Below are 24421 nucleotides of genomic sequence, written 5' to 3'. Positions count from 1 at the left end.
ACTTTGACGGAAAATAGGTCTAGATTGGCTTTCTAGAAACGGAGCCGAACATGGCGCTCAGCATCAAGACGCGAGAGGCCGACCAACTGGCGCGAGACCTAGCCAAGCTCACCGGCGAGACCATGACGCAGGCCGTGACGGTTGCGTTGAAGGAGCGGCTTGAGCGCGAGACGTCGGCACGAACCGAGACGCCGGAAGCGTTCGTCGCGCGGATCAGGAACCTCGTGTCCAGTTGGAGCGACGTTGATCGAAGGCCAGTCACTGAGGAAGAGTGGATTGAGGCGGGTGGAGACGACCGGGATCTGACCATGCTGGCGGCTGAGCGAGCGGCGCGAACGTGATCGTCGTCGACACGTCGGTGATTGTCGCCATCGCGCTGGACGAGCCTATCGCAACGGTTTTGCTGACCTGTCTCATGAGCACAACGGCGCGGGAGCTGTCGATGGCCAGCTATGTCGAAGCCGCGACGGTCCTCACACCTCGTGGCGTAACCCACGCCCGCATCGACGACCTGCTTGGCCAACTCGATATCGCCCTGATCCCCGTCGACGAGACCCAAGGCCGCGAAGCGATCCGCGCCCGTATCGCCTATGGCAAGGGCTCCGGCCATCCCGCCCAACTGAACTTCGGCGACACCTTCACCTACGCCCTGGCCAAGACCCGAGGCGCGCCGCTGCTTTTCGTCGGCGACGACTTTTCGCGGACTGATCTGATCGACGCCCGCGCCTAGGACCATCAGGCGGCGACCATCGCGGTGGCGTCCTGCAGGATCATCGCCGCGCCCTTCTCGCCGATCATGATGGTCGGTGCGTTGGTGTTGCCCGAGACCAGGCGTGGCATGATCGAGGCGTCTATGACCCGAAGGCCGGTGACGCCGCGCACGCGCAGCCGCTCATCGACCACCGCCATCGGTCCGGACCCCATCTGGCAGCTGCCGACCGGGTGATAGATCGTCGAACCCGAGGCGCGCGCATAGGCCAGCAGCATCTCGTCGCTCTCGAACTCGGGTCCAGGGTTCATCTCATGATCAATCAGCGGAGCTATGGCCGGCTGGGCCGCGATCTTGCGGGCCCAGCGCAGGCCGGCCACCGTCACCTCCTGATCCAGCGGGTCGGACAGGTAGTTGGCGAAGATCGCCGGATGGGCCGCCGGGTCGGCCGACTTGATGCGGATGTGGCCCCGGCTCTCGGGGCGTAGCTGACAGGGCGCGATGGTCAGGCCTGGCGCGCTCTCCAGCTCCATCTTCTGCTCGTTGAACAGCTTTTCGAGATCCATGGTGGCCGGCAGGATATGGAACTGGATGTCGGGGCCGGCCAGGTCCGGCCGAGACTTGCAGAAGGCCGCCACATGGGCCGCCGAAAGGGTTAGCAGGCCCTTGCGGGTGAACAGGTATTTCAGCGCTTCCCCAGCCAGCCGCGCGCCCTTGCTCTGCTCATTGACCGAGATCGTCCCGGCCTTCAGGCGAAAGCGCGCGCCGGTGACATAGTGGTCCTGCAGGTTCTCGCCAACGCCGGGCAGGTCGCGGATCACCGCGATCCCATGCTCGGCCAGCAAGGCGCCCGGGCCGATCCCGGAGAGTTGAAGAAGTTGGGGGGAATTGACCGCCCCGCCCGCCAGGATCACTTCGGCGCGCGCCTTGGCGGTGACATTGACGCCGTTCTGGCGGAACTGGACGCCGACGGCGCGCTTGCCCTCGAACAGCACCCGGCTGGCCAAGGCGTTGGTCTCGATCCGTAGGTTGCGCCTGCTCATGGCCGGATGCAGATAGGCCACCGCCGCCGAGCAGCGCGCGCCGTTCTTCTGGGTGACCTGGAACCAGGTCGCGCCCTCCTGCTCCTCGCCGTTCAGGTCGACGATGCTGGGGATGCCGGCCTGATGACAGGCGTCGATCAGCCGTTGCGAAACCGCGTGGTTGTCGCGCATGTCGGCGACGTTCAGCGGACCGCCAGTGGCGTGCAGGTCAGAGTCGCCGCGTTCCTGGTGCTGGGACTTGCGGAAATAGGGCAGGACGTCGTCCCACCCCCAGCCCGCCGCGCCCATCTGCCGCCAGCCGTCATAGTCGGCCCGCTGGCCGCGCACATAGAGCATGGCGTTGATCGAGGACGAGCCGCCCAGCACCTTGCCGCGCGGCCAGACGTGCGAGCGACCGCCGGTGCCGGGGTCCGGCTCGGTCTCATATAGCCAGTTGACCTTGGGATCCTTCAGGGTCGTCGCATAGCCGACCGGGATGTGGATCATCAGGTTGGACATGAACTGCGAAAGGTTCTTGGTCGGCCGGTCGTCGCCGCCAGCTTCCAGCAACAGCACCTTGTGCCGGCCGTCCTCCGACAGCCGCGCCGCCACCACGCAACCGGCTGAGCCGGCGCCCACCACGATGTAGTCGGCCTCGATGATCGATGTCATCGGATCCTCCCTGTTTCTTCCCTTGATCCGTCCCGCGTGTTTCTGCGTGATCGGCGTTCACCAGACAATGCGCAGGTCTGACGGGAAGTCCAAGGGTGTCGTCACGGAAGCAGGCATGCGGTAGTTGCCGCTGGTTCATACGCGTGTTTGAGTAGCCCTGAAATCAGGAGGAAAAATACCCATGGCCGCGCCCAGCTTCGAAACCCTGCTCTATGCCGTCGAGGACGGGATCGCGACCATCACCCTGAACCGCCCTGAGAAGCTCAACGCCTTCACCGCCCGGATGATGAAAGAACTGATCGACGTCTTCGACCTGACCGACGGCGACGACGCGGTGCGGGTGGTGATCGTCACCGGGGCCGGCCGGGCGTTCTGCGCGGGCGCCGACCTGTCGGGCGGTGGCGCCACCTTCGACCGCACCTCGCCCCAGGCCCTGGAGCGCGAGGAGGGCAAGGTCGGCGACATCTATCGCGACGGCGGCGGCCGGGTGGTGCTGCGGATGTACGAAAGCCTCAAGCCGATCATCGCCGCCGTCAACGGCGCCGCCGTGGGCGTGGGGGTGACGATGCAACTGCCGATGGATATCCGCCTGGCCTCGACCGACGCCAAGTTCGGCTTCGTCTTCGCGCGGCGGGGCATCACACCGGAGGCCTGCTCATCTTGGTTCTTGCCGCGTCTGGTCGGCATGCAGACGGCGCTGGAATGGTGCTTCACCGGTCGGGTGTTCAGCGCCCAAGAGGCCCTTGATCGCGGTTTGGTCCGCTCGCTGCACGCACCGGAGGACCTGCTTTCGGCCGCCCGCGCCTTGGCCCGCGAGATCGCTGATAACACCGCTCCGGTCTCCGTCGCCCTGTCGCGGCAACTGCTCTGGCGCATGGCCGGCGCCGATCATCCGATGGAAGCCCACAAGGCCGATAGCCGGGCCATCCAGTCGCGCGGCGCGGCCGGCGACGCCAAGGAAGGCGTCAGCTCGTTCCTCGAAAAGCGCCAGCCGGCTTATCCGGACAAGATCTCCGCCGACCTCCCCGACATCTGGCCGGCCTGGGGCGAGCACCCGTTCAAATAGCCCGCCTTTGGCGCGGGGCGGGGAACGCGCTATATCCCCGCCATGGCCGAAGCTTTCAATGACAAGATCCTAGCCGGCGACAAGTCGGCCCGCTACGCCGAGGTAGCCGACGAGATCGCCTCGGTGCTGGACGGCGAGACCAACCTCACCGCGCGCATGGCCACGGTGGCCTCGATGCTGGCCGGCAGCTTCGACCACTATTTCTGGACCGGTTTCTACGTGATTGATCCGCTGAAGGATCGCGAGTTGGTGGTAGGCCCCTATCAGGGCACGTTGGGCTGCCTGCGCATCGCCTATGGCCGCGGCGTCTGCGGCGCGGCGGCGGAAACCGGCCAGACCCAGTTGGTCGAGAATGTCCATGCCTTCCCCGGTCACATCGCCTGCGACAGCCGCTCGGAAAGCGAGATCGTCGTGCCGGTGTTCAATGCGAATGGAACCCTGCTGGCGGTGTTCGACGTCGACTCCGATAAGCCCGCTGCTTTTGACCTTGTCGATCAGCGGGGCATCGAGGCTATTCTCAAGGCGACCTTCGCCTAGACGTGGCCCAGCCGAGGGTGCTGGCCCAGGGGTTGCAATCCAACCTGCATCTTTCCCTAACCGGATCGGATTAGGACATATGGCGATGCTGGACGTTGAAACTCTTCACCCTCGCGCGTTGGCTTCGGCTGATCTGCAGATGTGGCGTGACATGGCGGCGGCCGAGCCGGCGTTCAGCAGCCCGTTGATGGGGCCCGACTTCGCCCTGGCCGTGGGCGCCGTTCGCGACGACGCCCGGGTGGCGGTGCTTCGTGGTCGCGGCGAGACCTTGGGTTACCTGGCCTATCATCGCCGTCCCGGCGCGGTGGCTCGCCCGATCGGCTCGCCTTTATCGGACTATCACGGCCTCGTCTCGCGACGGGACGCCGGCCTGACCGGACCCGAGGTGCTGCGCGCCGCCGATCTGACCTCGCTTCGCTACACCGGCCTGATCGACCCCTACGGCGTGTTCGGCAAGGCCCAGCAGAAGACGGCGCACGTCATCGCCTTGGCCGATACCGACGCCGAAACCTATCTGGAGGCCGTGCGCGCGGCCAGCCCGAAGAAGATCAAGAATTGGCGCCGTCTCGACAACAAGCTCGAGCGCGAGATGGGGACGATCACGCTGATCGGCGCCGATCGATCGCCCGTCGCCTTCGACCAGTTGATCGCCTGGAAGCGCGAGCAGCTCGAACGCACCGGCGTTCACGATTTCTTGCGTCCAGACTGGACGCGAAACCTGATGCTGGACCTGTTCGCCAAGCAAGACGGTCCGCTGCAGGGGCTGATGATCAACCTGTACGCTGGCGGCGAGTTGGTCAGCGGTCATTTCGGCGTGCGGGCCGGCGGCGTTTATCATCCGTGGATCGCCTCGACCAATCCGGCCTATGCGGAATGGTCGCCGGGCCAAATCTTCTTCATGCGAGCGATCGCCGCCATGCCGGGCCTGGGCCTGACCCGCTACGACCTGGGTCCTGGGCATGACCACTACAAGGGCGCCTATGCGCTCAATCAGATCCAGATCGGCGAAGGCACGGCCACCGCCTCCAGCATGGCTGGCCGCGTCGCCAGCTCGCTGGACAGTGTCTGGGACCTGGCAGGCGGGAAGGGGCCCGGCCCTGTCGGCAAGCTGCGTCGGCGCATGGACGCCATCGCCAGCGTCGAGCTGACCCTTGGCGGGCGGGTGCGGGGCCTGGCCCACGCCTTCGCTAACCAAGCGCAAAGGCAAGCCGGGTAACACTGCGGGAAAGTCTGGAGCCCGCATGCGCGTTACGGTCATGATCCCTACTCAGCGGCGCCTCGGCGGCCTCGCCGTCGCGGCGCGCTCGGTGTTCGCCCAGGCCGGCGTCGTGAGCGGCGATCTGGAGCTGGTGATCGTCGACAACGACCAGGCGCCATCGGCCCAGGCCACGGCCGTCAAGCTGGCGATCGAGGCGCCGTTCCCGATTCATTATGTCCATGAGGCACGCCCCGGCGTGGCCTACGCCCGCAACGCCGGCATGGCCAAGGCGAGCGGCGATCTGATCGCCTTCCTCGACGACGACGAAGAGGCGCCAGCCGGCTGGCTGTCGGCCCTGCTGGCGGCCCAGCTCCGCTATGAGGCCGATGTCGTCTTCGGCCCGGTCCGGGCTCGCGCGCCGCTCAGCGTGGTGTCGCATCGCGACTATCTGGAGCGGTTCTTCTCGCGCGAGGGACCGGCCGAGGCCGGCGTCATCGACCACTATTACGGCTGCGGCGACAGCCTCCTGCGCCGCGCCGCCTTACCCGACCCCGTCGCGCCCTTCGCGATCGAACGCAACCACATCGGTGGCGAGGACGACATGCTGTTTGGCCAAATGCAGGCCCGCGGCGCGATCTTCGCCTGGGAGCCGGCCGCCTGGGTCTGGGAAGACCCCGTGCCCGGCCGCCTGACCCTAGGCTACACGATCGCCCGCGCCTTCGCCTATGGCCAGGGTCCGACCTCGCACTGCGCCGCCGCGAGCCCGCCCGATTGGCTCGGCGTTGCCCGCTGGATGGCGGTAGGCGTCGTCCAGGCCGTGCTGTTTGGCGCGATGGCGGGCTTGAAATGGCTGACCCAGGCCCACGACCGCGCCGAATGGCTCGACCGCGCCGCGCGCGGCCTAGGCAAGACCCTGTGGTGGGGACCCTTCAAGATCCAGTTCTACGGAAGGACCGCGTCGTGAGCATCATAAGCGACTGGACCGAAGCCAAGGCGACGGCCTTCGGCCGGAAGAACCTGGTCTTCCAGCACGACCTGCACGAGCGGCCGATGTTCGACGACGAGGGTTTGGCGCGGCTGCTGGACAAGTATCCGCGCGACCAACTGGGCGTCTTCACCATGGGCGAGGACCCCAAGGCCTGGACCACCTGGCGCAAGGGCGCGGCGGGCAATCTGAGCGGCGACCAACTTCTGGAGGCGGCCAAGACCGGCCGCATCTGGCTGAACCTGCGCCGCACCAACGACTTTGTGGCGGAATACGCAGCCCTCTGCGACGAGATCTTCGCCGAGAAGGAGGCCCGCGTGCCGGGCCTGCGCACTTTCAAGCGGGATCTGGGCATGCTGATCAGCAGCGCCAACGCTCAGGTGTTCTACCATTTGGATGTGCCGCTGGTGTCGCTTTGGCAGATCCGGGGACAGAAGAAGGTCTGGGTCTATCCGGTGGCCGACCCCTATGTCGGTGAGCTGGCGCTGGAGAAGATCGTGCTCAAGGAAACCGCCGAGCAGTTCGCCTTCGAACCCGCCTGGGACGCCGGCGCCCAGTGCGTCGATATGGTCCCTGGGACGATGGTCACCTGGAAGCAGAACGCGCCGCATCGGATCGAGAACGGGCCGATGCTCAACGTCTCGATCTCGATCGAATTCATGACTCCGCCGGCCTTGATGCGCGCCAATGTCATCTACGCCAACGGCGTGCTGCGTCGGCGGCTAGGGGCGCGACCCCGAATCCAGAACGGTTTTGGTCCGATGGCCCTGGGCAAGCTGGCCGTGGCGCGCGGCGCCAAGGCGCTGAACCTGCAGACCCCGCACGTGCGCCACCTGCCGGTGACGTTCGGGCTGGATGCAGCGCGACCGGGGTTTTTGGTGGAGCGGGTTTAACAAGTCCGCCCCCTGTGGGGCAAGCGATCGCGCAGCGATCGGTGGGGGAGTGAACTGGTCGTTGATGAGGGACCCGGCCGCCTGCCGATCACTCCACCTCCGTCGGCTTTGCCGACACCTCCCCCACGGGGGAGGACTGTTCAAACCCTTGCCCCGACGCAGACTTTGCCCCACTTGTTCGTGGATGAGTCAGGCGGTCACGATTGAACTAGGCGAGGGCGCGGCGCATGACGCGCGGGCGTTAAGAAGCGCCTTTGGCTGCTTCACCACCGGTGTGACGGTGATCACCACCACAGGGGAGGGCGGCCGCCGCGTCGGCTTGACGGCCAATAGCTTTACCTCGGTGTCGCTCGACCCGCCCCTGGCCTTGGTCTGCGTCGACCTGAACTCGCGCAGCCTGTCGGCGCTCGACGCGGGGGGCCTGTTCACCGTCAATGTCCTGCACGCCGACCAGCAGGCCATGGCCCGGCAGTTCGTGCAGAAGGACGGCGACCGCTTCGCCGGCATCGACACCGAAACCTGGATCACCGGGGCCCCGATCCTGCCGGGCTGCATGGCCAATTTCGAATGCGTCACCCACCATGTCTTCGACGCTGGCGACCACCGTGTCTATGTCGGGCGGGTCGTGAAGCTGCGCTACGATCCCGACCACGAGCCACTGGTCTATCTGCAGGGCCGGTTCCGCCGGGTGCACGTCGACGCCGCGTAGCGGGCAGATTTCGCGCGATACGGCGGGAATTCCGGATGCTATTGACGCGCAAAACAAGATCTAGGGAGCGCTTCATGCGTAGCATCGCCCATTTCGTGAACGGACAGGCCCTCGCGGGCGCCTCGGGCCGGTTCGGCGACGTCTTCAATCCCAACACCGGCGAGGTCCAGGCCCGTGTGCCGCTGGCCACCGACGCGGAACTCGACGCCGCCGTGCAGGCCGCGGCCGCCGCCCAGATCGGCTGGGCTGCCACCAATCCGCAACGCCGCGCCCGGGTGATGTTCGAGTTCAAGCGCTTGATCGAGCGCGACATGAACAGCCTGGCCGAGATCCTGTCGTCCGAGCACGGCAAGGTCATCGCCGACAGCAAGGGCGACATCCAGCGCGGCCTTGAAGTCATCGAGTTCGCCTGCGGCATCCCTCACATTCTGAAGGGCGACTATACCGAGGGCGCGGGTCCCGGCATCGACGTCTATTCGATGCGCCAGCCTCTGGGTGTCTGCGCGGGGATCACCCCGTTCAACTTCCCGGCCATGATCCCGATGTGGATGTTCGGCATCTCGATCGCCGTGGGCAACACCTTCATCCTCAAGCCGTCGGAGAAGGACCCGACCGTGCCGGTCAAGCTGGCCGAGCTGATGATGGAGGCCGGCGCGCCCGCCGGCGTCCTGAATGTGGTCCACGGCGACAAGACCTGCGTTGACGCCATCCTGACCCACCCGCTGATCCGCGCCATCAGCTTCGTCGGCAGTTCCGACATCGCCCACTATGTCTACCAGACGGGCACGGCGCATGGAAAACGCGTCCAGGCGATGGGCGGCGCCAAGAACCACGGCGTCGTGCTTCCCGACGCCGACATGGATCAGGTCGTCAAGGACCTGTCGGGCGCGGCCTTCGGCTCGGCCGGCGAGCGTTGCATGGCCCTGCCGGTGGTGGTGCCGGTGGGCAAGGCGACGGCTGACGAGCTGCGCGAGCGAATGGTCGCCGAGATCCAGACCCTGAAGGTCGGCGTCTCCAACGATCTGGACGCCCACTACGGCCCCGTGGTCAGCGCCCAGCACCGCGCCAAGATTGTCGACTACATCCAGATCGGCGTCGATGAGGGCGCGGAACTGGTGGTCGATGGCCGCGACTTCGCGCTGCAGGGCTTTGAAAAAGGTTTCTTCATCGGGCCGTCGCTGTTCGACGGTGTCAAGAAGGGCATGAAGACCTATCAGGAAGAGATCTTCGGCCCCGTGCTGCAGATCGTCCGCGCCGAGACCTTCGAGGAAGCCTTGGCCCTGCCCTCTGAGCACCAGTATGGGAATGGGGTGGCGATCTTCACGCGCAACGGCCGCGCTGCGCGCGAGTTCGCATCCCGGGTCAATGTGGGTATGGTCGGCATCAATGTGCCGATCCCGGTGCCTGTGGCCTATCACACGTTCGGCGGCTGGAAGCGCAGCGCATTTGGCGACACCAACCAGCACGGCGTTGAAGGCGTGAAGTTCTACACCAAGGTCAAGACCATCACCGCGCGTTGGCCTGAGGGCGAGATCGAGGACTCGGCCTTCGTCATTCCGACGATGAAGTAGGTCAAGGGGGCACGGGCGATGCGTGGAATGGTTCGAGTCTTCAATGTCATCGCCGCCGGCCTCATGGGGCTGATCCTGACCAGCACCGCCTTTGCCCAGTCGCTGGACGCCGCCGAGATGGTGGCGGTCGGCCAGTATGGCGAACCCGGTGCGCCGCTGACGGTGTTCGAGCGCGACGGCGTTCTGCGCATCGATGGTCAAGGCCATGCCGACGCGAAACTGACGCCGCTCGGGCGAGGTCGCTACGGCGTCGAGGACGGCGGCGAACTGATGCTGGAACCTGTCGCCGTGCGGCTGGACGGCGCGCGCCTGGCTCGCCACGATTTTGGCGCCGAGGTCGAGGCCGGGATCCGCAAGGCCGTGCGGGCCGATCCGGAGGCTCTGCGGGCCAGGGCCTTGGCCGCGACGCCGCCGGTCGAGATGGCCGAACATCGGCCTGCCGACCTGGTCGATCTGGCGACCCTCGACCCCGCGATCCGTTTCGACATTCGCTATGCCGGCCATGACAATTTCATGGGGCTGCCCCTGTACGAACGCCCGGCGGCTTACCTGCAGCGTCCGGCGGCCGAGGCCTTGGCCCGCGCCGCCAAGGCGCTGGAAGCCCGGGGTTACGGCCTGCTGATCCACGACGCCTATCGCCCCTGGTTCGTCACCTGGATGTTCTGGGAAGCCACGCCGCCCGAAGACCACATGTTCGTGGCCGATCCCGCCAAGGGTTCGCGCCACAACCGGGGCTGCGCCGTGGACCTGACGCTCTACGACCTGAAGACCGGCAAGCCGGTCGAGATGCCCAGCCGCTATGACGAGATGTCGGGCCGCTCCTATGCCGACTTCATTGGCGGCGCCACGAAACAGCGGGCCCTGCGCGCCACCCTCCGCGAGGCGATGGTTGATCAGGGCTTCGAGGTCTATCCCGAGGAATGGTGGCATTTCGACTTCAGGGAATGGCGCAGTTACGGCATCGGGACGAAGACCTTCAGCGCGCTGGCGCAGGCGAATTAGACGCCATCAGCTTCAGGGCGTCCGTGGTCGCCGCGCTCCGTTGGGTATTGTCAAAGATCACCCAAGCCTCGGGCGACTGCTCTTCGGCCATCTGGCTGGCCAGCGCTTCCAACCGCCCGTCATCGTAAGAGGTCTTGTAGATCGTTTGCGAGCCGCGCACGCGGCGATAGGTCAGACCAGGCCAACCCCCTGGCGAGGCTGCGTCTGGAATCACGGCGGGATCGGCGGCGACCCGGGCCACCCGGAAGGCGTCCAGCAGGGCGTCAGCTTGGGGCAAAAACCAGCTGTCGTGACGCGGTTCCAGGACACTCGCCGCCGTCGTCGCCTCTCGCCATACGCTTAGAAAGCGCTCGACGGGCTCGGGGTCGAACTTGAGACTCGGCGGCAATTGGATCAGCAGCGGTCCGAGCCGGTCACCCAGCGCGCCGCATTCCCCAAGGAACGTGGCCAGCGGCTCCGCCACATCGACCAAGCGCCGCTCATGGGTGATCGTTTTCGGAGCCTTCACGGCGAACCGAAAGTTCGCGGGCGTCGAGGCCGCCTAGAGCATTTTTCGAGCGAAGTGGTTCCGGTTCGCGTGAAGAAAAATGCGTCAAAACAACAGATTAGAGCTCACGGCCTGACGCAGTCAGGTCGGGAAATGCTCTAGCGGCGCGGCTTCCAGGCCAGGATGTCCGCGCTGCGCGCCACGCCCGCCCGCGCGCAGCCTCCGTTCAGCGCGCAAGCTCCACAGCGCGGCGCGTGCTGGGCGCATAGCAGCTGTCCCAGCCCCTTCATCAGCCAGTGCAGCTCGTACAGGTCCTCGGGGGTCCAGCGATCTGGCACGAGATCCATCAGCGCGCGATAGGCGTGGGCGGTGTCATAACTGGCGGGGATCAGCCCATAGCGGCTAGCCACGCGGTGCACGTGGGTGTCGATCACCAGGGCCCGCATGTTGAGCGGGCTGAAGTTCAAAACCGAGGCGGCGACCTTGACGCCCACCCCCGGCAGGCCCTGCAGCCACCAGCGGGCGCTGTCGAGCTCCAGTTCGCTGAGATGATCGAGCGACAGCTTCCAGCCGCTGCGCACCTGGATCAGGCGCAGGGCGTGTGGCAGATGACGCGCCTTTTCCTCGGGGTAGGTGACGTCCTTGATCAGCTCAAGCACGACGCCTTCGGGCGCCTCGACCAAGTCTTCCCAGGTCGCGAAGCGGTCCCTCAGACGGTGATAGGCGGCCCAGGACGCGGCATCGGGGCTGCGCCCGCCAATCATCGACCGCACCAGTTGCGACACCGGATCGAGCCGTTTCGTCGGCCGCTGGGGGCCGAAGGTTTTCAGCAAACCGTCGCGCAGGGTTTCGAGCGGCGAGGTCGCGAGGTCGAGGGAAAGCTGCATGCTGATTCTCGTTCGGAACAGAACAAGAACCTAGTGTCTCTTGGCGGGTTTGTCGAGTTATCCCCAGGCTCAACGCCGAGGGCGGCCCCACAGCGCCGTGACTCGGCGGCGCAGGCGTTGAATGGCCACCTGCACCGGCGTGGGGGCCGGAGCGAGCTCGGGGCGTTCCTCGGCCGGAAGCTCCACGCCGGCGAAGCGGGCGATCAGGTCGCGCAGTTCCGGCTCCTGCACCGCCAGGGCGGCCTCGACGGGGCTCATCCATTTCAGGGTGCGTTGGCCTTTTTCCGGCCAGGTCGCGTGCTCGCCGGTGACCTCGAGCGGAAAGACATCGACCGTCACCGCGCGGGCCACACCGCTCTTCAGGCGCTTGAGATAGGGATAGTCGCCGACGGATTGCTCGACGATGCAACCGTCTAGGCCGGCTTCCTCATAGGCCTCCTGGGCGGCCGCCTGGTGATCGAGCTTGCCCTTCATCGGCCAGCCCTTGGGGATCACCCAGCGGCGGGTCTCGCGGGATGACACCAGCAGGATCTCAAGTCCGGCGGCCGAGGCGCGCCAGGGCAGGGCGGCCACCTGGCGGCGTCGCTGTCCGGACTTGCCCCCGCCTTGCTTGCTCTCCGCCTGATTGGTCACTTCATCCAGAACCCTAGGTAAGACAACGCCGCCGCGACCAAGCCGGCCGCGGGCAAAGTGACGATCCAGGTGATCACGATGCTCTTGGCCGCGCCCAACGGACGGTCGAAACCCAGCGCGAGGCGCCGAGATCGACAATAGCGCCCCTGATCGTCTGAGTCGTCGAGACCGGAACGTCAAATATGGGTCACCAAGAACAAAGTAATCGCTCCACCGGTCTCCGCGCAGAAAATCCTGCATCGGCGTCAGGTGGGCGATCCTGCTGCCCACGGTGGAAAGTCTACGAAGAATCTCCCCGCAGACAAAACCGTCTGGAGAACCGCACCCAGACGATAGTCGATTGAGTAGAGGGGGTCGTGCGGACCGTGATCAAGTCAAGGCCTAGGGCGGTGGCGAGCGAGCCTGATCGGCCTCGCCGCGACACAACGCCTCAATGGTGAAGTTTAGGCCGGGTTCACCACGTCCGACCGCGCGATTTTAACCCTATTTCGCGACGATGCTTCGCGAATGGGGAGCGAAGTCGATGGGGTGTCACGTCGAAACCTTGGTGATCGGGGCCGGTCCGGCCGGCCTGACCGCCGCCTACGTCCTGGCCAAGGCGGGCCGCGAGGTCACCGTCCTGGAGATGGATGATCAGGTCGGCGGCGCAAGCCGCACGATCGTCCACGATGGTTTTCGCATTGATCTGAGCGGGGAGGCCTTCGACTCCGCCTCGCCGCGAGTGACTGACCTGTGGTCCAGCATCCTGCCGGGCGGCTTCGTCGAACAGCCTCGGACTTCGCGACTCTATCATCGCGACCGCTTCTACGCCTATCCGCTGAAGACGCTGGAGGCCCTGGCCCACCTGGGGCTCCGCCGTGGCGCGGCGTGCCTGGCCTCACTGGGCCTGGCCAGGATCCGCCCAATCAAAGCGCCCAAGACGTTCCGCGACGAGGTTCGAAACCGCTTTGGCGAAAAACTATCCTCGACGCTGTTCAAACCGTACGCCGAGAAGGTGTCGGGCCTGGCCTGCGACCAGATGCCGCTCGGCTGGACAGGCGGGACCCGGCCGTTGGCCAGTTTTCGCTACCCCCGTGACGGCGCCGGCGCTGTCTGGGAGGCCGCCGCGAGCCAGATCGCGGCCTCGGGGGGCAAGGTTCGCCTGGGGCGGAAGGTCGAGGACCTTCGCTTCGACACAGACAGCAAGCTATGGACGGCGACGGTGCGACGCGCCGATGGCGCCCACGAGATCCACACCGCCGACCATGTCGTCTCGACCGCGCCATTGCGCGACCTGATGAATACTTTGCGTTCGACGCCGATCAGCCTGTTCCATGCTGGCGAGCTGATGTACCGCGACCAGATCACCGTTGCCTTGGTGGGCCCAACCCGCACGCCGCTGCGCGAGACCGCGATCGAGGTCCACGACGCCGGGCTCAAGGTCGGTCGCGTTCAGAACTACAGCGCCTGGTCGCCGGCCATGGCGCCCGAGGGTGACGCCAGCTGCCTTGGCCTCGAATATTACTGCTTCGAGGGCGACGATCTGTGGACCGCCAGCGATGAGGCTCTTGTCGCCTTGGCCCGGCAAGAGGCCGCCGCCATGGGTCTGATGGACCCCGAAGCTCTGCGCGGCGCCCAAGTCATCCGCCGGCGAAAGGCCCTGCCAATCGAGGACGAGGACTGCGCCGAGCATCTGAAAATGATCCGGCTGGACCTGAAGATGCATTTCCCGGGTCTGTATCTGGCGGGCCGCAACGGTCTGCACAAGGCCGGCGGGCGAGACCTGGCGACGCTCAGCGGCCTGCTCATGGCCGACAACATCCTGGCCGGCGAGCCGTGCCATGATGCGTGGGGAGGGCCAACGGTTCCGGCGCTGACCCAAAAGGCCGCCTAGGACACCCGGCGCGCGCGTCCCGCTGGTTCAGTGAGTGCGCCACGCCGCGGTGCAGGGGATTGATGGCGTCAACGACGCCGATAAACGTGACCAGTCAACAGGCTCGAACCCCGAGGTGGAGATTGACAGGCACGACCTTCCCCGGACGTTTGGCGTTTTCTGATCAGCCGCCGAATCGTGCGACCGGTTTCCATCCGGGACGTCTGGTCGGCGCGTTTTCGCCTCTCCGCTTGACAACGTTGTCACCGTTGGAGTGGATGTCCCGTCCCGCAACGTCGGACAGGGAGTGAAATCAAATGGCAGGTATGGGTGCAGGCGCGCCAGTGAGCGGCGCCGCGAATACAGGGGGCAAGTCAGGGGGCGGTTTGGTCCTGGCGATCGTCTACGTCACAGCCCTGTTCTTTATCTGGGCGCTGGTCACCAACCTGCTCGACCCCCTGCTGAAGACCATGAAGACGGTTTTCACCCTGACCCCGGTCGAGGCGAGCCTCACCGGTTTCGCCTTTTTCATCGCCTATGGCGTGATGTCGCTGCCCTCGGCGGCGTTCCTGTCCAAGATCGGCTATGCCAAGTCGGTGATGATCGGCCTAGGCGGCATTGTCGCTGGCTGCTTCATCGCCATCCTCGCGGCCAAGCTGCACACCTTCGGCATATTCCTCATCGGCCTGTTCGTCATGGCGTCCGGCGTCACCCTGCTGCAGGTGGCCGCCAATCCGCTGATCGCCTCGATGGGCAAGCCGGAAGACTCGTCCTTCCGCCTTAACCTTTCGCAAGCCTTCAACTCACTGGGCGCGGCTTGCGGCCTGTGGTTCGGCGCCAACTTCCTGCTCAAGGGTGACATCTTCGCCAAGGACGCGGTGATCACCGACGCCCTGCGCGAACAGGCGCTGGGTTTCGTCTCCAACGTCTATCTGGCGATCGGCGTAGGTCTGGCCCTCTTCATCGTGGCCATCTATCTGGTCCGGCACAAGATCACCGAAGCCGCGCCCAAGACCGGCCATCTGGTCAGCCCATTTTCCGCCTTGGGGTCGAAGTGGGCCAATCTCGGCGCGATCGGCATCTTTCTCTATGTCGGGGCAGAGGTGGCGATCTCGCTAAATCTGCTGCTGTTCATTGAGCAGAGCCACGTTCTAAACATCCCCGCCGAACAGGCCGGCAAGCTGACGACCTTCTACATGGTCTTCGCCATGATCGGGCGTTTCGCCGGCTCGGCCCTGCTGAAGGCGGTAAAGGACTATGTGCTGCTGACGCTCGTCGCCGTGGGCGCCATTGCGCTGTGCGTGGTCGTGATCCTTACTAAGGACATGACACCGACGGCGCACACGGGAACGCTGAACCTGCTGTTGGCCAGCGTGCCGCTGACCAGCGGTCTGATCCCGGCTTTCGCCGCCCTGCTGATTGGTCTCTTCAACTCGATCATGTTCCCGACGATCTTTACCCTAACCTTGCAACGGTCCTCGGCGCCGACCTCGGCCACATCGGGCCTGTTGTGCATGGCCATTGTGGGTGGGGCGTTCCTGCCTCTGATTTTCGCCAAGATCGAGGAAATGACTGGTTCGAAGTCGCTGGCCTTCATCGCACCGCTCGCCTGCTACCTGTATGTTCTGTGGTTCTCGTTCGTGGCCAAGTCGGCTCCGATCCACGCCATCCAGGAGGACGTTGTCGCCGGCGGCCACTAGGTCTATCCAGCCAAGCAAGGCCTAGCCCGGGCGTCCACAGCGTCCGGGCTATTTCTTGCCATTCGGGTCGCCCGGCACAGTGCGACGCGCATGAAAAAGCGCCTCCGGCAGTGGCCGAAGGCGCTGTTCCGTATCGGTGTCAATGAGCGACGTTAGACCGCTCGGCGACCGGTGAAGGCGTGATAGATCGCCAGGACAACAACCGCGCCGATCACCGCGACCAGCAGGCTGTAGAGGTTCAGTCCCGAGACGCCAGCGGCGCCGAACTGATTGAACAGAAAGCCGCCGACGACGGCGCCGATGATCCCCAGCACCAGATCCACGACCAAGCTGCCGCCACTGCGGCTGACAAGCTTGCTGGCGATGAAACCGGCCACGAGACCCAGCACGACCCACGCTAGAATAGACATGAACGCCTCCTTGGCATCGTTGGGCGTGCGAACCGCGCGCCGATGCAAAATAAAGGCCTACGCCTAGACTTCGTTCCGGAACGCTTGCGTGTTTGTCGGCACGAAAACCTTGGCGACGGTGTGATGCTTTTGGCCGAAAGCTAGCGCGGCTTGCCGATCACGGTCTGCAAGGCCTCAACCAGCTTCTGGGCTGGACCGCGCCCAAGCACGATGAAAACGCCTGAGCCGATACAGGCGCCGATCAGAAAGGTCAGGCTCATAGGGTCCCCGGAAAGCTGAAAGCTGCGACTGTCCCTTCCTAGCGCCATGGCGGCATGGCCGCCATGTGACACGCCGACGCCGGGGCGCCTACCGGTTCGGCCAAGACGATTAGGGCGCGGGCTTGGCGCCGGGCGTGTTCTTCGTCGCGGTGACCCGCCAGATCACATTGCCGACATCATCGGCTACCAACAGGGCTCCGCTCTTTTCGATAGCCACGCCCACAGGACGGCCGAGGGCTTCACCCTGGGCGTTGAGGAAGCCGGTCAAGAAGTCTTCCGGCTTTCCCGACGGCATACCATTGGCGAAGGGCACGAAGGTCACCTTGTACCCATTGACCGGCTTGCGGTTCCACGAGCCGTGCTGGCCGATGAACGCACCACCCTTATAGCGCGCCGGGAAGGCGCTGGCGTCGTAGAAGGTCAGTCCCAACGAGGCGGTATGGGCCCCCAGAGCGTAGTCGGGCTTGATCGCCCTGGCCACCAGGTCAGGGCGGCTCGGCTTGACGCGGGCGTCCACCGTCTGACCGTAATAGCTGTAGGGCCAGCCATAGAAGCCGCCGTCCTGGACCGAGGTCATGTAGTCGGGAACGAGGTCGTTGCCGATCTCGTCGCGCTCATTGACGCTAGTCCATAGCTTGCCGCTTTGCGGTTGCCAGGCCATGCCGTTGGGATTGCGGAGGCCCGAGGCGAATACCCGGCTGGCGCCCGTGGCCGGGTCGATCTCCAGGATGCCCGCCCGCCGCTCCTCGGCGGCCATGCCGTTCTCGCCGACATTGCTGTTGGAGCCGACGGTCACATACAGCTTGGACCCGTCCGGGCTGGCGATGACGTTCTTGGTCCAGTGGTGGTTGATCGGGCCGGCGGGCAGGTCGACGACCTTGCGCGGGGCGGTGGTGATCTGGGTCTGGCCGGCCTGGTAGGGGAAGGCCAGCAAGGCGTCGCTGTCGGCGACATAGAAGGTGTCGCCGACCAGGGCCATGCCGAACGGCGAGCTGAGATTGGCCAGGAAGACCGTGCGAACCTCGGGCGTGCCGTCATTATTGGCGTCGCGCACCAGGGTGATGCGATTGGCCGAGGGCACGGTGGCGCCAGCTCGGCCCATGACGATCTTCTGAACGAAACCCCGGATGCCCTTGCCGTCCTCGGGCTTGGGCGGGGCGTTGGTCTCGGCGATCAGCACATCGCCATTGGGAAGGACGTACAGCCACCTCGGGTGGTCGAGGTCGCGGACCAGGGCGGTGACCACGAAGCCGGGGGCTGCGTCGGGCGTCTGGCCATTGGCCCAGCCGACAGCGGGGGCGATCTTCATGACCGGAAACGCCTGCTTCTTGGCTGCGGGCAATGTGGGATTGGCGCCGTAACCCTGGTCGGTCGGCAAGGCCGGCCCGCCGCCGCATGCCGACAGCAGAAGCACCGCCGGGGCGCCGATCAGCGCGGCGCGATAAGTCTTGGACAGGGCCTTGGTCATGGCGGTCTTTCTCCCTCTATGTTGTCTGGAAACTAAACGCGAAGCCGAGCCACGAGGTCCGGTCCGTCAGGCGGGGGCGGGGGCGTGCTCGTCGAGCCAGCGGCGGAAGACACCGGGATCGGGCAGGCCCGCCTGGTGCGCGGCGACCTTACCGTCCTTGAACAGGAACAGCGATGGAATGCCGCGCACGCCGTGGGCCTGGGAGAGGGCGGGCTCCGCATCGACATCGATCTTCACGAACCGGGCGCGGGGCTCCAGATCAACGGCGGCCTTGGCGAAGATCGGGGCGACAGCCTTGCAGGGCCCGCACCAGGCGGCCCAGAAATCGGCGACGATGGGGATCTGGCTGGCTGACAAGTGCTTGCGGAAGCGCGCGGTGGTCAGATTGACCGGCTGCCCCTCGAACAACGGCTTGGTGCAGCGGCCGCACTTCGCGGCCTTGGCGTCGCGCGCCGCAGGCAGGCGATTGGTGGCGTCGCAATGCGGGCAGACGATGTTGACGGTCTTGATCATGGGGATCCTTGAGCGCGTTCGGCCCCCTTCAGATGGGAAGACGCGGGGGCCGGTTCTAGAGCATTTCCCGACCTGACTGCGTCAGGCCGCGAGCTCTAATCTTCTGTTTTGACGTATTTTTCTTCACGCGAACCGGAACCACTTCGCTCGAAAAATGCTCTAGCGCGCTCCGACCTCAGAGGCGGCCAGCAGGAAGGCCCCGACGCCGTAGAGCTGGGTGTCGTCGGCGCGGACCTCGTCCGGCGCGTAACCGACCTGCTGCACCCAACCCAGCTTGCCGTCGGACTGGACGGCCCCGGCCAGAGCCGTCCAGCCCTTGGCCACGGCCGCCTTGTATTCAGGACCCTTCAACAGGCCATGGTTCACGCCATAGGCCAGGCCATAGACGAAGAAGCCGGTGCCGCTGGTTTCTGGCGGGGCGTGCTCAGGGGCCAGTAGGGACGGGGCCCAATAGCCGTCCGCTTTCTGCAGGGTGATGAGCCGCGCCGACATTTTCCGAAACAGCGCCTCGTAGCGTGGGCGCGAGGGATAGTCGGCGGGGAGGGTCTTGAGGATGTCGACGACGCCGGCATAGACCCAGCCATTCCCCCGGCTCCAGAAGATCTTGCGGCCCTTGTCGTCTCGGCGATCGAAGTAGCGGCTATCGCGGTAGTAGAGATGCTCCTTCTCGTCGAACAGCCAGTCGGTGGCGGCCCAGAACTCCGTGTCGCCATAGGCCGCATAGCGCGGGTCGCCGGTAGCCTGGGACAGGCCGGTCCAGCCAGCGGGTCCCATGAACAGCGCGTCGCTCCAGCACCAGCGAAGCTGGCAGGGTTGGTCTTCCGTGCCTTCGATGAAGGTCAGGTCGGCCTGCTGTGGCGGTGCGGCCAGAATTGCGTCGAAGCGAGCGCGCAGGGCCGCGATCTGGGCGGGGTCGTGGTCCTTGGAATAGACCCATAGCCAGGACTGGCCGATTACATGGTCGTCGGCGTGCAAGGGGCGGCGGCCTAGCCCCCAGTTCTGCGAAACCCCGTGGGCGCGCACGGCCTGGGCGTAGCGCGAGTCGCCGGTACGCTCGGCCAAGGCGGACAGGCCCACGAACAGCGCACCTTGGATCCAGCCTTTCGGATCGACTGTCTTGGCCAGGTGGGCGCGTGTGTAGTCAAAGCTGTCCATGTGCGACAGCTGCCAGTCGGCGACCTGGCGGCCCAAGGCCAGCGCCTGGTGCGCCGTGACCCGATCCGTTGCTGGGACGGGCGAGGCCGGCTTGGCTTGGGCCGCGCCGCCGGCGATGAGGGCCAAGGCGGCAAGGGCGATGGTCAGGCTCGCGCGCATGTGTCGATTTCCCCAGGGCCGCATGGCTTATGCGGCCACGTCTGTCACTAGTGCTAGGTCTGTTTGATGGCCGGTCAAGGGGAAGACAGCCATACGCCGCCTAGCAAGGCGCCCTGGCCAATCCGCGAGCCCACTAAATACGGTCAGGCCAATTATCTTGCACGACGAGGGAACATGGATATGCTGATCCACAGAACCTCGTCGGCCCGCGCGGTGGACTTGTCCTTCACCGCACCTCCTCCCGGGGTCGGCCGGCGACGGGCGGCTGGGTCCTTCCCCCAGTCGCCCATCCTATCTTCCCAAAGCGGCTAGATCAGCGAGCGACGCGCCAGCTCGTTGCGACGGGCGGCAACCTCGCTACGGGCCTGCTGCATGGCGTCGATCTCGGTGGCGGTCAGCAGGTTGTCGATGACGCGGCCCAGGTGCTCGCGCATCGCATTGCGCGCCGCCTTGGGGTCGCGCCCCTGCAGGGCGGTGAGGATTTCCTGGTGGTCATCGATCAGCGGGCGGACGCCCACCTGGCGAGCGCGTTCCAGCATGGCCCGGCACAGCGGTGACTTGTAGCGCAGGTCCCAGAGGTTCTCGACCACGGTGACGAGGGCGCTGTTGCGGGTGGCCCGGGCAATGGTGACGTGAAAACGACGGTCGGCGAGATCGCCGCGCACGTCGTGCTCGTTCTCCTCGACCATGTCGTCGACGATCTTTTCCAGGTCGATCAGTTCCTGGTCTGTGATGGTGGTGGCCGCCAGGGCGCAGGACTCGCCCTCGATCAGCCGGCGGGCTTCGGTCAGTTCGAACGCGCCGATGTCGAGCTCGGGGGCGGGGGCTTCGACCGGCGCGGCCTCGGTGACATACACGCCCGACCCGTGGCGGGCCTCGACCAGGCCTCGGATCTCCAGGGCGATCATCGCTTCGCGCACGGTGGGGCGGCTGACCTTGTAGTCTTCCGCCAGATCACGCTCCGACGGTAGCCGGTGACCGGGCTGGAAGGCCCCGTCGCGGATCGAGGCGGCGATCGCGTTGGCGACCTGCTGGTAGAGCTTACGGGTTTCTGCGGTCGACGTGGTCATGCGACTTTCCCGCCCAGCGCGCATCGCGGGGCCAGCGCCAAGGTAGAGCAAGGTCGCACGAGACGCCACGCCGCTTCGCACTGGCGCAATTGTATTATCGTCGCTATGGATTGGTCAGACCACTTCGACAGCGCAGACATAGCGGTTCCATGCTCAAGATTCTAGACGCCAAGGTTATCGTCACCTGCCCAGGGCGTAACTTCATCACCTTGAAGATCACCACGTCCGAAGGCGTCTATGGCGTGGGCGACGCGACCCTCAACGGCCGTGAAATGGCCGTGGTCAGCTTTTTGCGCGATCACATGATTCCCTGCCTGATCGGCAGGGACGCACACCGGATCGAGGATATCTGGCAGTTCTTCTATCGCGGTTCCTATTGGCGCGGTGGCCCGGTGGCGATGACCGCCCTGGCGGCGGTGGACATGGCGCTATGGGACATCAAGGCCAAGGTCGCCGGCTTGCCGCTGTACCAACTTCTCGGCGGCGCCTGCCGCGAGGGCGTCACGGTCTATGGCCACGCCAATGGCGAGACGATCGAGGACACAATCGCCGAAGCCCAAAAATACAAGGCCTTGGGCTACAAGGCCATTCGCCTGCAGACGGGCGTACCGGGTCTCGCCAGCACCTATGGCGTGTCGGGCGACAAGATGTACTACGAGCCGGCCGACGGCGCCTTGCCCACCGAGAACCTCTGGTCAACGGCCCGGTATCTCAAGCACGCCCCCAAGCTGTTCGAGGCGGCGCGCGAGGCGCTGGGCGACGACATCCATCTGCTGCACGACGTCCACCATCGCCTGACGCCGATCGAAGCTGGCCGTCTTGGCAAGGACCTGGAGCCGTACCGTCTGTTCTGGCTGGAAGACGCGGTGCCCGCCGAGAACCAGGCCGGGTTCCGTTTGATCCGCCAGCACACCACCACGCCACTCGCGGTGGGCGAGATCTTCAGTCATGTCTGGGACTGCAAGACGCTGATCGAGGAGCAACTGATAGACTATCTGCGCGCCACGGTGTTGCACGCAGGCGGTATTACCAATCTGCGCAAGATCGCCGCCTTCGCCGACCTGCACCATGTGCGCACGGGCTGCCACGGCGCCACGGACCTATCGCCGATCACCATGGCCGCCGCCTTGCATTTCGACCTGTCGGTCAGCAATTTCGGCCTGCAAGAATATATGCGCCATAAGCCAGAAACCGACGCGGTCTTCCCCCATGCCTACAGCTTCAAGGACGGCATGTTGCACCCCGGCGAGCGACCCGGCCTCGGCGTGGATATCGACGAGACCTTGGCGGAAAAATATCCCTACAAGCGCGCCTACCTGCCAGTAAATCGGCTGGAGGACGGGACCATGTTCAACTGGTAGCCAAGGGAATCAGGCTTCACTGGCCTGACCGGAGGTGCCTGAATTCTGAAATTGGCTTGACAATAAACACTTTTATCGCTGCAAATGGTCGAGCCAATAAGAGGAAGCGCCCCGACCAAGGCGGCGTGGGGAAACCATGCCAATCAAGTTCGCGCCGCGTGTATCGGCGCCACCGCCTATGGTCGGCTCCATCCTGCCGTTGCGCTTGCTCATACCTAACGCGAAACGTCTGACTTTGACGGCGGCCGTCATGGCTGTCATCGCGTCTCCTGTCTTGGCCGCGACCGGGGCGCCTGCCGACGCGCGTGGCCAAGTCTACGTCACCGCGCCGCCGATGAACCGCACGGTCGAGACCCGTTTACTTCCGCAGATGGCGGTTCTTCTCGACAAGCTGATGGTCGAAAAACGCGAAATGACGCTGGACAGCGTCAAAGTGTTCGACGCCGATGACAAATTCCTGCCAGGCAAGGTGGCGATCGGCCTGGCCTATCTGTTGATTGACACACCGCGCGATGATCCGAAATTCAAGCTCTACCTGGAGGGTTATCGCCAGATCGCCGAGATGACGGTGGACGACACCAACAACACCTGGGGTGTCTACTACTACTGCCAGGCCCTGCACATGCTGCAAGAGGCCGGCCTGCTGGAGCAGGCGGTGTCGCCGCAGACTCTGGCCAAGCTGAAGGTCAAGCTGGACTGGCGGCGGTTCGTTGGCGCTGACGACCTGGCCCTCATCGACCTGCCCAACAACTATTATGGCGTGGCCTTCAGCGTGGCGCGGCTGCGCTACCAGTTGGGTTGGGAAGACGCCTCGGCCAGCGAGGCGCTGCTGGGCCGGACGCTCGACCACTATCGCAAATATTCCGGCGAATACGGCTTCGCCGACGAGACCGACGGGGAAGGGCGGTTCGACCGCTACAGCGTGCTGCTGATCGGCGAGATCAGCCACCGCCTGATCGAGGCGGGCATGCCCGCCACGCCGGAGGTCAAGGCTTGGCTGCGCAAGTCGGTCGATCTGATGCTGCCCCGCCTCAACGAACGCGGCGAGGGTTTCGAGTATGGCCGCAGCATCGGGACCTACGGCGAGACCGCATTCCTGGAGGTGCTGACTGCGGCGGCCAAGCTGGACGTGCTGACCCCGGAGGAAAAGGTCATGGCCTACGCCTTTTCCTCGCGCGTCACGGCCCGCTATATGGACTTTTGGTTCGATCCGAAGATGGGTTCCGTGAACCTGTGGGAGCATGGTCGGCGCACCGACGACTATCGCGGCAAGCATCGGATCCTGGGCGAGAACCTCAGCCTGGCGCGGCAGCACATCTACACAAACGCCATCTGGAACGAGTTGGGCTTCAAGGAGCAGGCGCCCGACGCGGGCTACGCGGCCTGGCTCGACACCTTGCCCAAGCGCACCCTCACCTGGTTCGCCAGGGGCGAGCACGATCGGCTGGTCGTCACCCTGCGCGACGGCAAGCGGGTCATCGCCCTGCCGATCATCAATGGCGGCAAGAGCCAGCACGAGAACTCTCCCTATTATCCCATCCCGTTCTCGCCCGGCCTGCTCGCCGGGGTCGCGGATGGAGAGTTCCCGCAACTTCTGCCGCGCATCACCCTGGCGGATGGCGCGCGCCTGACCCCGCTGGCTTATGCGAGCCACGTTAAGGTCGTGGAGAAGGGCGCCAAGACCATCGTCACCTACGATCAGTCCCAACTCGACAAGTTGGGAACCGACGTGCCTATCGCCGATGACCGGTTCAGCGTCAGGACCACCTACGTGCTGGAGCCCGGCAAAATCAGCCGCACGGACGTGTTTACGCCCAAGGGGTCGCGGGCGGTGAGCGCCGTGGACCTGGCGTTCGGGTCGTTTTCGTCGGGGCCAGCCAGCAAGGGCGGGGCGACGACGTTCGAAAAGGGCGATGTGCGAGGCTTCAAGGTGAGGGGTTTGACCTGCAAGTCCCGCCCTCTGAAGAATGAGAAGGCCTACCGCACCCCGACCGGGGCGTTCGCCAGCCTGACCGAATGCTCAAGCGGAGCGGCCACGGTTTCGGCGCCGCTAACGGTGAGCTGGAGCTTGAGCTACCGATAATTCCTTCTCCCACGCGGGA

At 65.4% G+C, this 24421-nt stretch carries 22 protein-coding genes and 1 pseudogene; 14 read left to right on the top strand and 9 right to left on the bottom strand.

The window, feature by feature from the left end:
- Nucleotides 1-50: 50 nt before the first annotated feature.
- A complete protein-coding gene (locus tag ACP696_RS13145) occupies nt 51-341 on the top strand; it encodes a type II toxin-antitoxin system VapB family antitoxin (RefSeq protein ID WP_426013686.1) in 291 nt (96 codons plus the stop codon).
- On the top strand, nt 338-730 hold the full coding sequence (locus ACP696_RS13140) for a type II toxin-antitoxin system VapC family toxin (protein WP_426013684.1): 393 nt from the start codon (nt 338-340) through the stop codon (nt 728-730). Before ACP696_RS13145 ends, ACP696_RS13140 begins: the two co-directional genes overlap by 4 nt.
- A 5-nt stretch (nt 731-735) precedes the next feature.
- On the opposite strand, the gene ACP696_RS13135 is transcribed toward ACP696_RS13140, so the two are convergent.
- Nucleotides 736-2403 (bottom strand): GMC family oxidoreductase, encoded by a 1668-nt coding sequence (locus ACP696_RS13135; RefSeq protein WP_426043876.1) that lies wholly within the window; start codon nt 2401-2403, stop codon nt 736-738.
- Nucleotides 2404-2584: 181 nt separating this feature from the next.
- Between ACP696_RS13135 and ACP696_RS13130 the strand changes: the two genes are divergently transcribed.
- The 8 genes from ACP696_RS13130 (at nt 2585) to ACP696_RS13095 (ending at nt 10364) form a co-directional block, all read left to right on the top strand.
- Nucleotides 2585-3469: a crotonase/enoyl-CoA hydratase family protein gene (locus ACP696_RS13130; RefSeq protein WP_426013680.1), complete on the top strand. Its 885-nt coding sequence runs from the start codon at nt 2585-2587 to the stop codon at nt 3467-3469.
- 42 nt (nt 3470-3511) lie between these two features.
- Nucleotides 3512-4006: a GAF domain-containing protein gene (locus ACP696_RS13125; protein WP_426013679.1), complete on the top strand. Its 495-nt coding sequence runs from the start codon at nt 3512-3514 to the stop codon at nt 4004-4006.
- 85 nt (nt 4007-4091) lie between these two features.
- Nucleotides 4092-5222, top strand: coding sequence for a GNAT family N-acetyltransferase (locus ACP696_RS13120; RefSeq protein ID WP_426029739.1), 1131 nt, complete (start codon nt 4092-4094; stop codon nt 5220-5222).
- 25 nt (nt 5223-5247) lie between these two features.
- Nucleotides 5248-6168, top strand: a complete 921-nt coding sequence (locus ACP696_RS13115) for a glycosyltransferase family 2 protein (protein WP_426043875.1) — start codon at nt 5248-5250, stop codon at nt 6166-6168.
- Nucleotides 6051-7082 (top strand): hypothetical protein, encoded by a 1032-nt coding sequence (locus ACP696_RS13110; protein WP_426043874.1) that lies wholly within the window; start codon nt 6051-6053, stop codon nt 7080-7082. Before ACP696_RS13115 ends, ACP696_RS13110 begins: the two co-directional genes overlap by 118 nt.
- A 184-nt stretch (nt 7083-7266) precedes the next feature.
- The gene (locus ACP696_RS13105; protein ID WP_426043873.1) at nt 7267-7791 is read left to right on the top strand and encodes a flavin reductase family protein; all 525 of its coding nucleotides are present in this window, start codon (nt 7267-7269) and stop codon (nt 7789-7791) included.
- A 74-nt stretch (nt 7792-7865) separates the two neighbouring features.
- Nucleotides 7866-9362 carry a CoA-acylating methylmalonate-semialdehyde dehydrogenase gene (locus tag ACP696_RS13100; protein WP_426029742.1) on the top strand — a complete coding sequence of 499 codons (1497 nt, stop codon included), beginning with the start codon at nt 7866-7868 and terminating at the stop codon, nt 9360-9362.
- Nucleotides 9363-9389: 27 nt separating this feature from the next.
- Complete coding sequence (locus tag ACP696_RS13095; protein WP_426013667.1) at nt 9390-10364, top strand: M15 family metallopeptidase; 975 nt, start codon at nt 9390-9392, stop codon at nt 10362-10364.
- Here the strand turns inward: ACP696_RS13095 and ACP696_RS13090 are convergent.
- The 3 genes and pseudogenes from ACP696_RS13090 to ACP696_RS13080 form a co-directional block, all read right to left on the bottom strand.
- Nucleotides 10339-10893 (bottom strand): annotated as a pseudogene (locus tag ACP696_RS13090) (DUF72 domain-containing protein); the annotation flags it as partial. The gene ACP696_RS13095 and the pseudogene ACP696_RS13090 sit on opposite strands and share 26 nt — an antisense overlap.
- Before the next feature lie 116 nt (nt 10894-11009).
- Nucleotides 11010-11738, bottom strand: coding sequence for an endonuclease III domain-containing protein (locus ACP696_RS13085; protein WP_426013665.1), 729 nt, complete (start codon nt 11736-11738; stop codon nt 11010-11012).
- A 69-nt stretch (nt 11739-11807) separates the two neighbouring features.
- Nucleotides 11808-12371 carry an NUDIX hydrolase gene (locus tag ACP696_RS13080; RefSeq protein ID WP_426013663.1) on the bottom strand — a complete coding sequence of 188 codons (564 nt, stop codon included), beginning with the start codon at nt 12369-12371 and terminating at the stop codon, nt 11808-11810.
- A 523-nt stretch (nt 12372-12894) separates the two neighbouring features.
- Here ACP696_RS13080 and ACP696_RS13075 point away from each other — a divergent pair.
- A complete protein-coding gene (locus ACP696_RS13075; protein WP_426013661.1) occupies nt 12895-14244 on the top strand; it encodes an FAD-dependent oxidoreductase in 1350 nt (449 codons plus the stop codon).
- Between the two features lie 305 nt (nt 14245-14549).
- Nucleotides 14550-15923: a sugar MFS transporter gene (locus tag ACP696_RS13070; RefSeq protein WP_426013804.1), complete on the top strand. Its 1374-nt coding sequence runs from the start codon at nt 14550-14552 to the stop codon at nt 15921-15923.
- 152 nt (nt 15924-16075) lie between these two features.
- On the opposite strand, the gene ACP696_RS13065 is transcribed toward ACP696_RS13070, so the two are convergent.
- The 5 genes from ACP696_RS13065 to ACP696_RS13045 form a co-directional block, all read right to left on the bottom strand.
- Entirely contained in the window at nt 16076-16333 is a 258-nt protein-coding gene (locus tag ACP696_RS13065; RefSeq protein WP_426013659.1) for a GlsB/YeaQ/YmgE family stress response membrane protein, read from the bottom strand.
- A 369-nt stretch (nt 16334-16702) separates the two neighbouring features.
- Nucleotides 16703-18061, bottom strand: a complete 1359-nt coding sequence (locus ACP696_RS13060; RefSeq protein ID WP_426013657.1) for a PQQ-dependent sugar dehydrogenase — start codon at nt 18059-18061, stop codon at nt 16703-16705.
- 66 nt (nt 18062-18127) lie between these two features.
- Nucleotides 18128-18574 (bottom strand): thioredoxin TrxC, encoded by a 447-nt coding sequence (gene trxC, locus ACP696_RS13055; RefSeq protein WP_426013656.1) that lies wholly within the window; start codon nt 18572-18574, stop codon nt 18128-18130.
- A gap of 159 nt (nt 18575-18733) precedes the next feature.
- Nucleotides 18734-19888 (bottom strand): glycoside hydrolase family 88/105 protein, encoded by a 1155-nt coding sequence (locus tag ACP696_RS13050; RefSeq protein WP_426013655.1) that lies wholly within the window; start codon nt 19886-19888, stop codon nt 18734-18736.
- Between the two features lie 308 nt (nt 19889-20196).
- Complete coding sequence (locus ACP696_RS13045; RefSeq protein ID WP_426013653.1) at nt 20197-20958, bottom strand: FadR/GntR family transcriptional regulator; 762 nt, start codon at nt 20956-20958, stop codon at nt 20197-20199.
- Nucleotides 20959-21107: 149 nt separating this feature from the next.
- Between ACP696_RS13045 and manD the strand changes: the two genes are divergently transcribed.
- Complete coding sequence (manD, locus tag ACP696_RS13040; RefSeq protein ID WP_426013651.1) at nt 21108-22319, top strand: D-mannonate dehydratase ManD; 1212 nt, start codon at nt 21108-21110, stop codon at nt 22317-22319.
- Nucleotides 22320-22569: 250 nt separating this feature from the next.
- Nucleotides 22570-24402 (top strand): hypothetical protein, encoded by a 1833-nt coding sequence (locus ACP696_RS13035; protein WP_426013650.1) that lies wholly within the window; start codon nt 22570-22572, stop codon nt 24400-24402.
- The last annotated feature ends 19 nt before the right edge of the window (nt 24403-24421 follow it).

Source organism: Caulobacter sp. DWR3-1-2, assembly GCF_049896225.1.
Classification (GTDB): domain Bacteria; phylum Pseudomonadota; class Alphaproteobacteria; order Caulobacterales; family Caulobacteraceae; genus Caulobacter.
This window is presented reverse-complemented; position numbering and strand designations above follow the sequence as displayed.

Coding starts and splice junctions, on each gene's coding strand:
- ACP696_RS13145 (WP_426013686.1), top strand. CDS start 51: ATGGCGCTCAGCATCAAGACGCGAGAGGCCGACCAACTGGCGCGAGAC.
- ACP696_RS13135 (WP_426043876.1), bottom strand. CDS start 2,403: ATGACATCGATCATCGAGGCCGACTACATCGTGGTGGGCGCCGGCTCA.
- ACP696_RS13130 (WP_426013680.1), top strand. CDS start 2,585: ATGGCCGCGCCCAGCTTCGAAACCCTGCTCTATGCCGTCGAGGACGGG.
- ACP696_RS13125 (WP_426013679.1), top strand. CDS start 3,512: ATGGCCGAAGCTTTCAATGACAAGATCCTAGCCGGCGACAAGTCGGCC.
- ACP696_RS13120 (WP_426029739.1), top strand. CDS start 4,092: ATGCTGGACGTTGAAACTCTTCACCCTCGCGCGTTGGCTTCGGCTGAT.
- ACP696_RS13115 (WP_426043875.1), top strand. CDS start 5,248: ATGCGCGTTACGGTCATGATCCCTACTCAGCGGCGCCTCGGCGGCCTC.
- ACP696_RS13110 (WP_426043874.1), top strand. CDS start 6,051: ATGGCTGACCCAGGCCCACGACCGCGCCGAATGGCTCGACCGCGCCGC.
- ACP696_RS13105 (WP_426043873.1), top strand. CDS start 7,267: ATGAGTCAGGCGGTCACGATTGAACTAGGCGAGGGCGCGGCGCATGAC.
- ACP696_RS13100 (WP_426029742.1), top strand. CDS start 7,866: ATGCGTAGCATCGCCCATTTCGTGAACGGACAGGCCCTCGCGGGCGCC.
- ACP696_RS13095 (WP_426013667.1), top strand. CDS start 9,390: ATGGTTCGAGTCTTCAATGTCATCGCCGCCGGCCTCATGGGGCTGATC.
- ACP696_RS13085 (WP_426013665.1), bottom strand. CDS start 11,738: ATGCAGCTTTCCCTCGACCTCGCGACCTCGCCGCTCGAAACCCTGCGC.
- ACP696_RS13075 (WP_426013661.1), top strand. CDS start 12,895: ATGGGGTGTCACGTCGAAACCTTGGTGATCGGGGCCGGTCCGGCCGGC.
- ACP696_RS13070 (WP_426013804.1), top strand. CDS start 14,550: ATGGGTGCAGGCGCGCCAGTGAGCGGCGCCGCGAATACAGGGGGCAAG.
- ACP696_RS13065 (WP_426013659.1), bottom strand. CDS start 16,333: ATGTCTATTCTAGCGTGGGTCGTGCTGGGTCTCGTGGCCGGTTTCATC.
- ACP696_RS13060 (WP_426013657.1), bottom strand. CDS start 18,061: ATGACCAAGGCCCTGTCCAAGACTTATCGCGCCGCGCTGATCGGCGCC.
- trxC (WP_426013656.1), bottom strand. CDS start 18,574: ATGATCAAGACCGTCAACATCGTCTGCCCGCATTGCGACGCCACCAAT.
- ACP696_RS13050 (WP_426013655.1), bottom strand. CDS start 19,888: ATGCGCGCGAGCCTGACCATCGCCCTTGCCGCCTTGGCCCTCATCGCC.
- ACP696_RS13045 (WP_426013653.1), bottom strand. CDS start 20,958: ATGACCACGTCGACCGCAGAAACCCGTAAGCTCTACCAGCAGGTCGCC.
- manD (WP_426013651.1), top strand. CDS start 21,108: ATGCTCAAGATTCTAGACGCCAAGGTTATCGTCACCTGCCCAGGGCGT.
- ACP696_RS13035 (WP_426013650.1), top strand. CDS start 22,570: ATGGCTGTCATCGCGTCTCCTGTCTTGGCCGCGACCGGGGCGCCTGCC.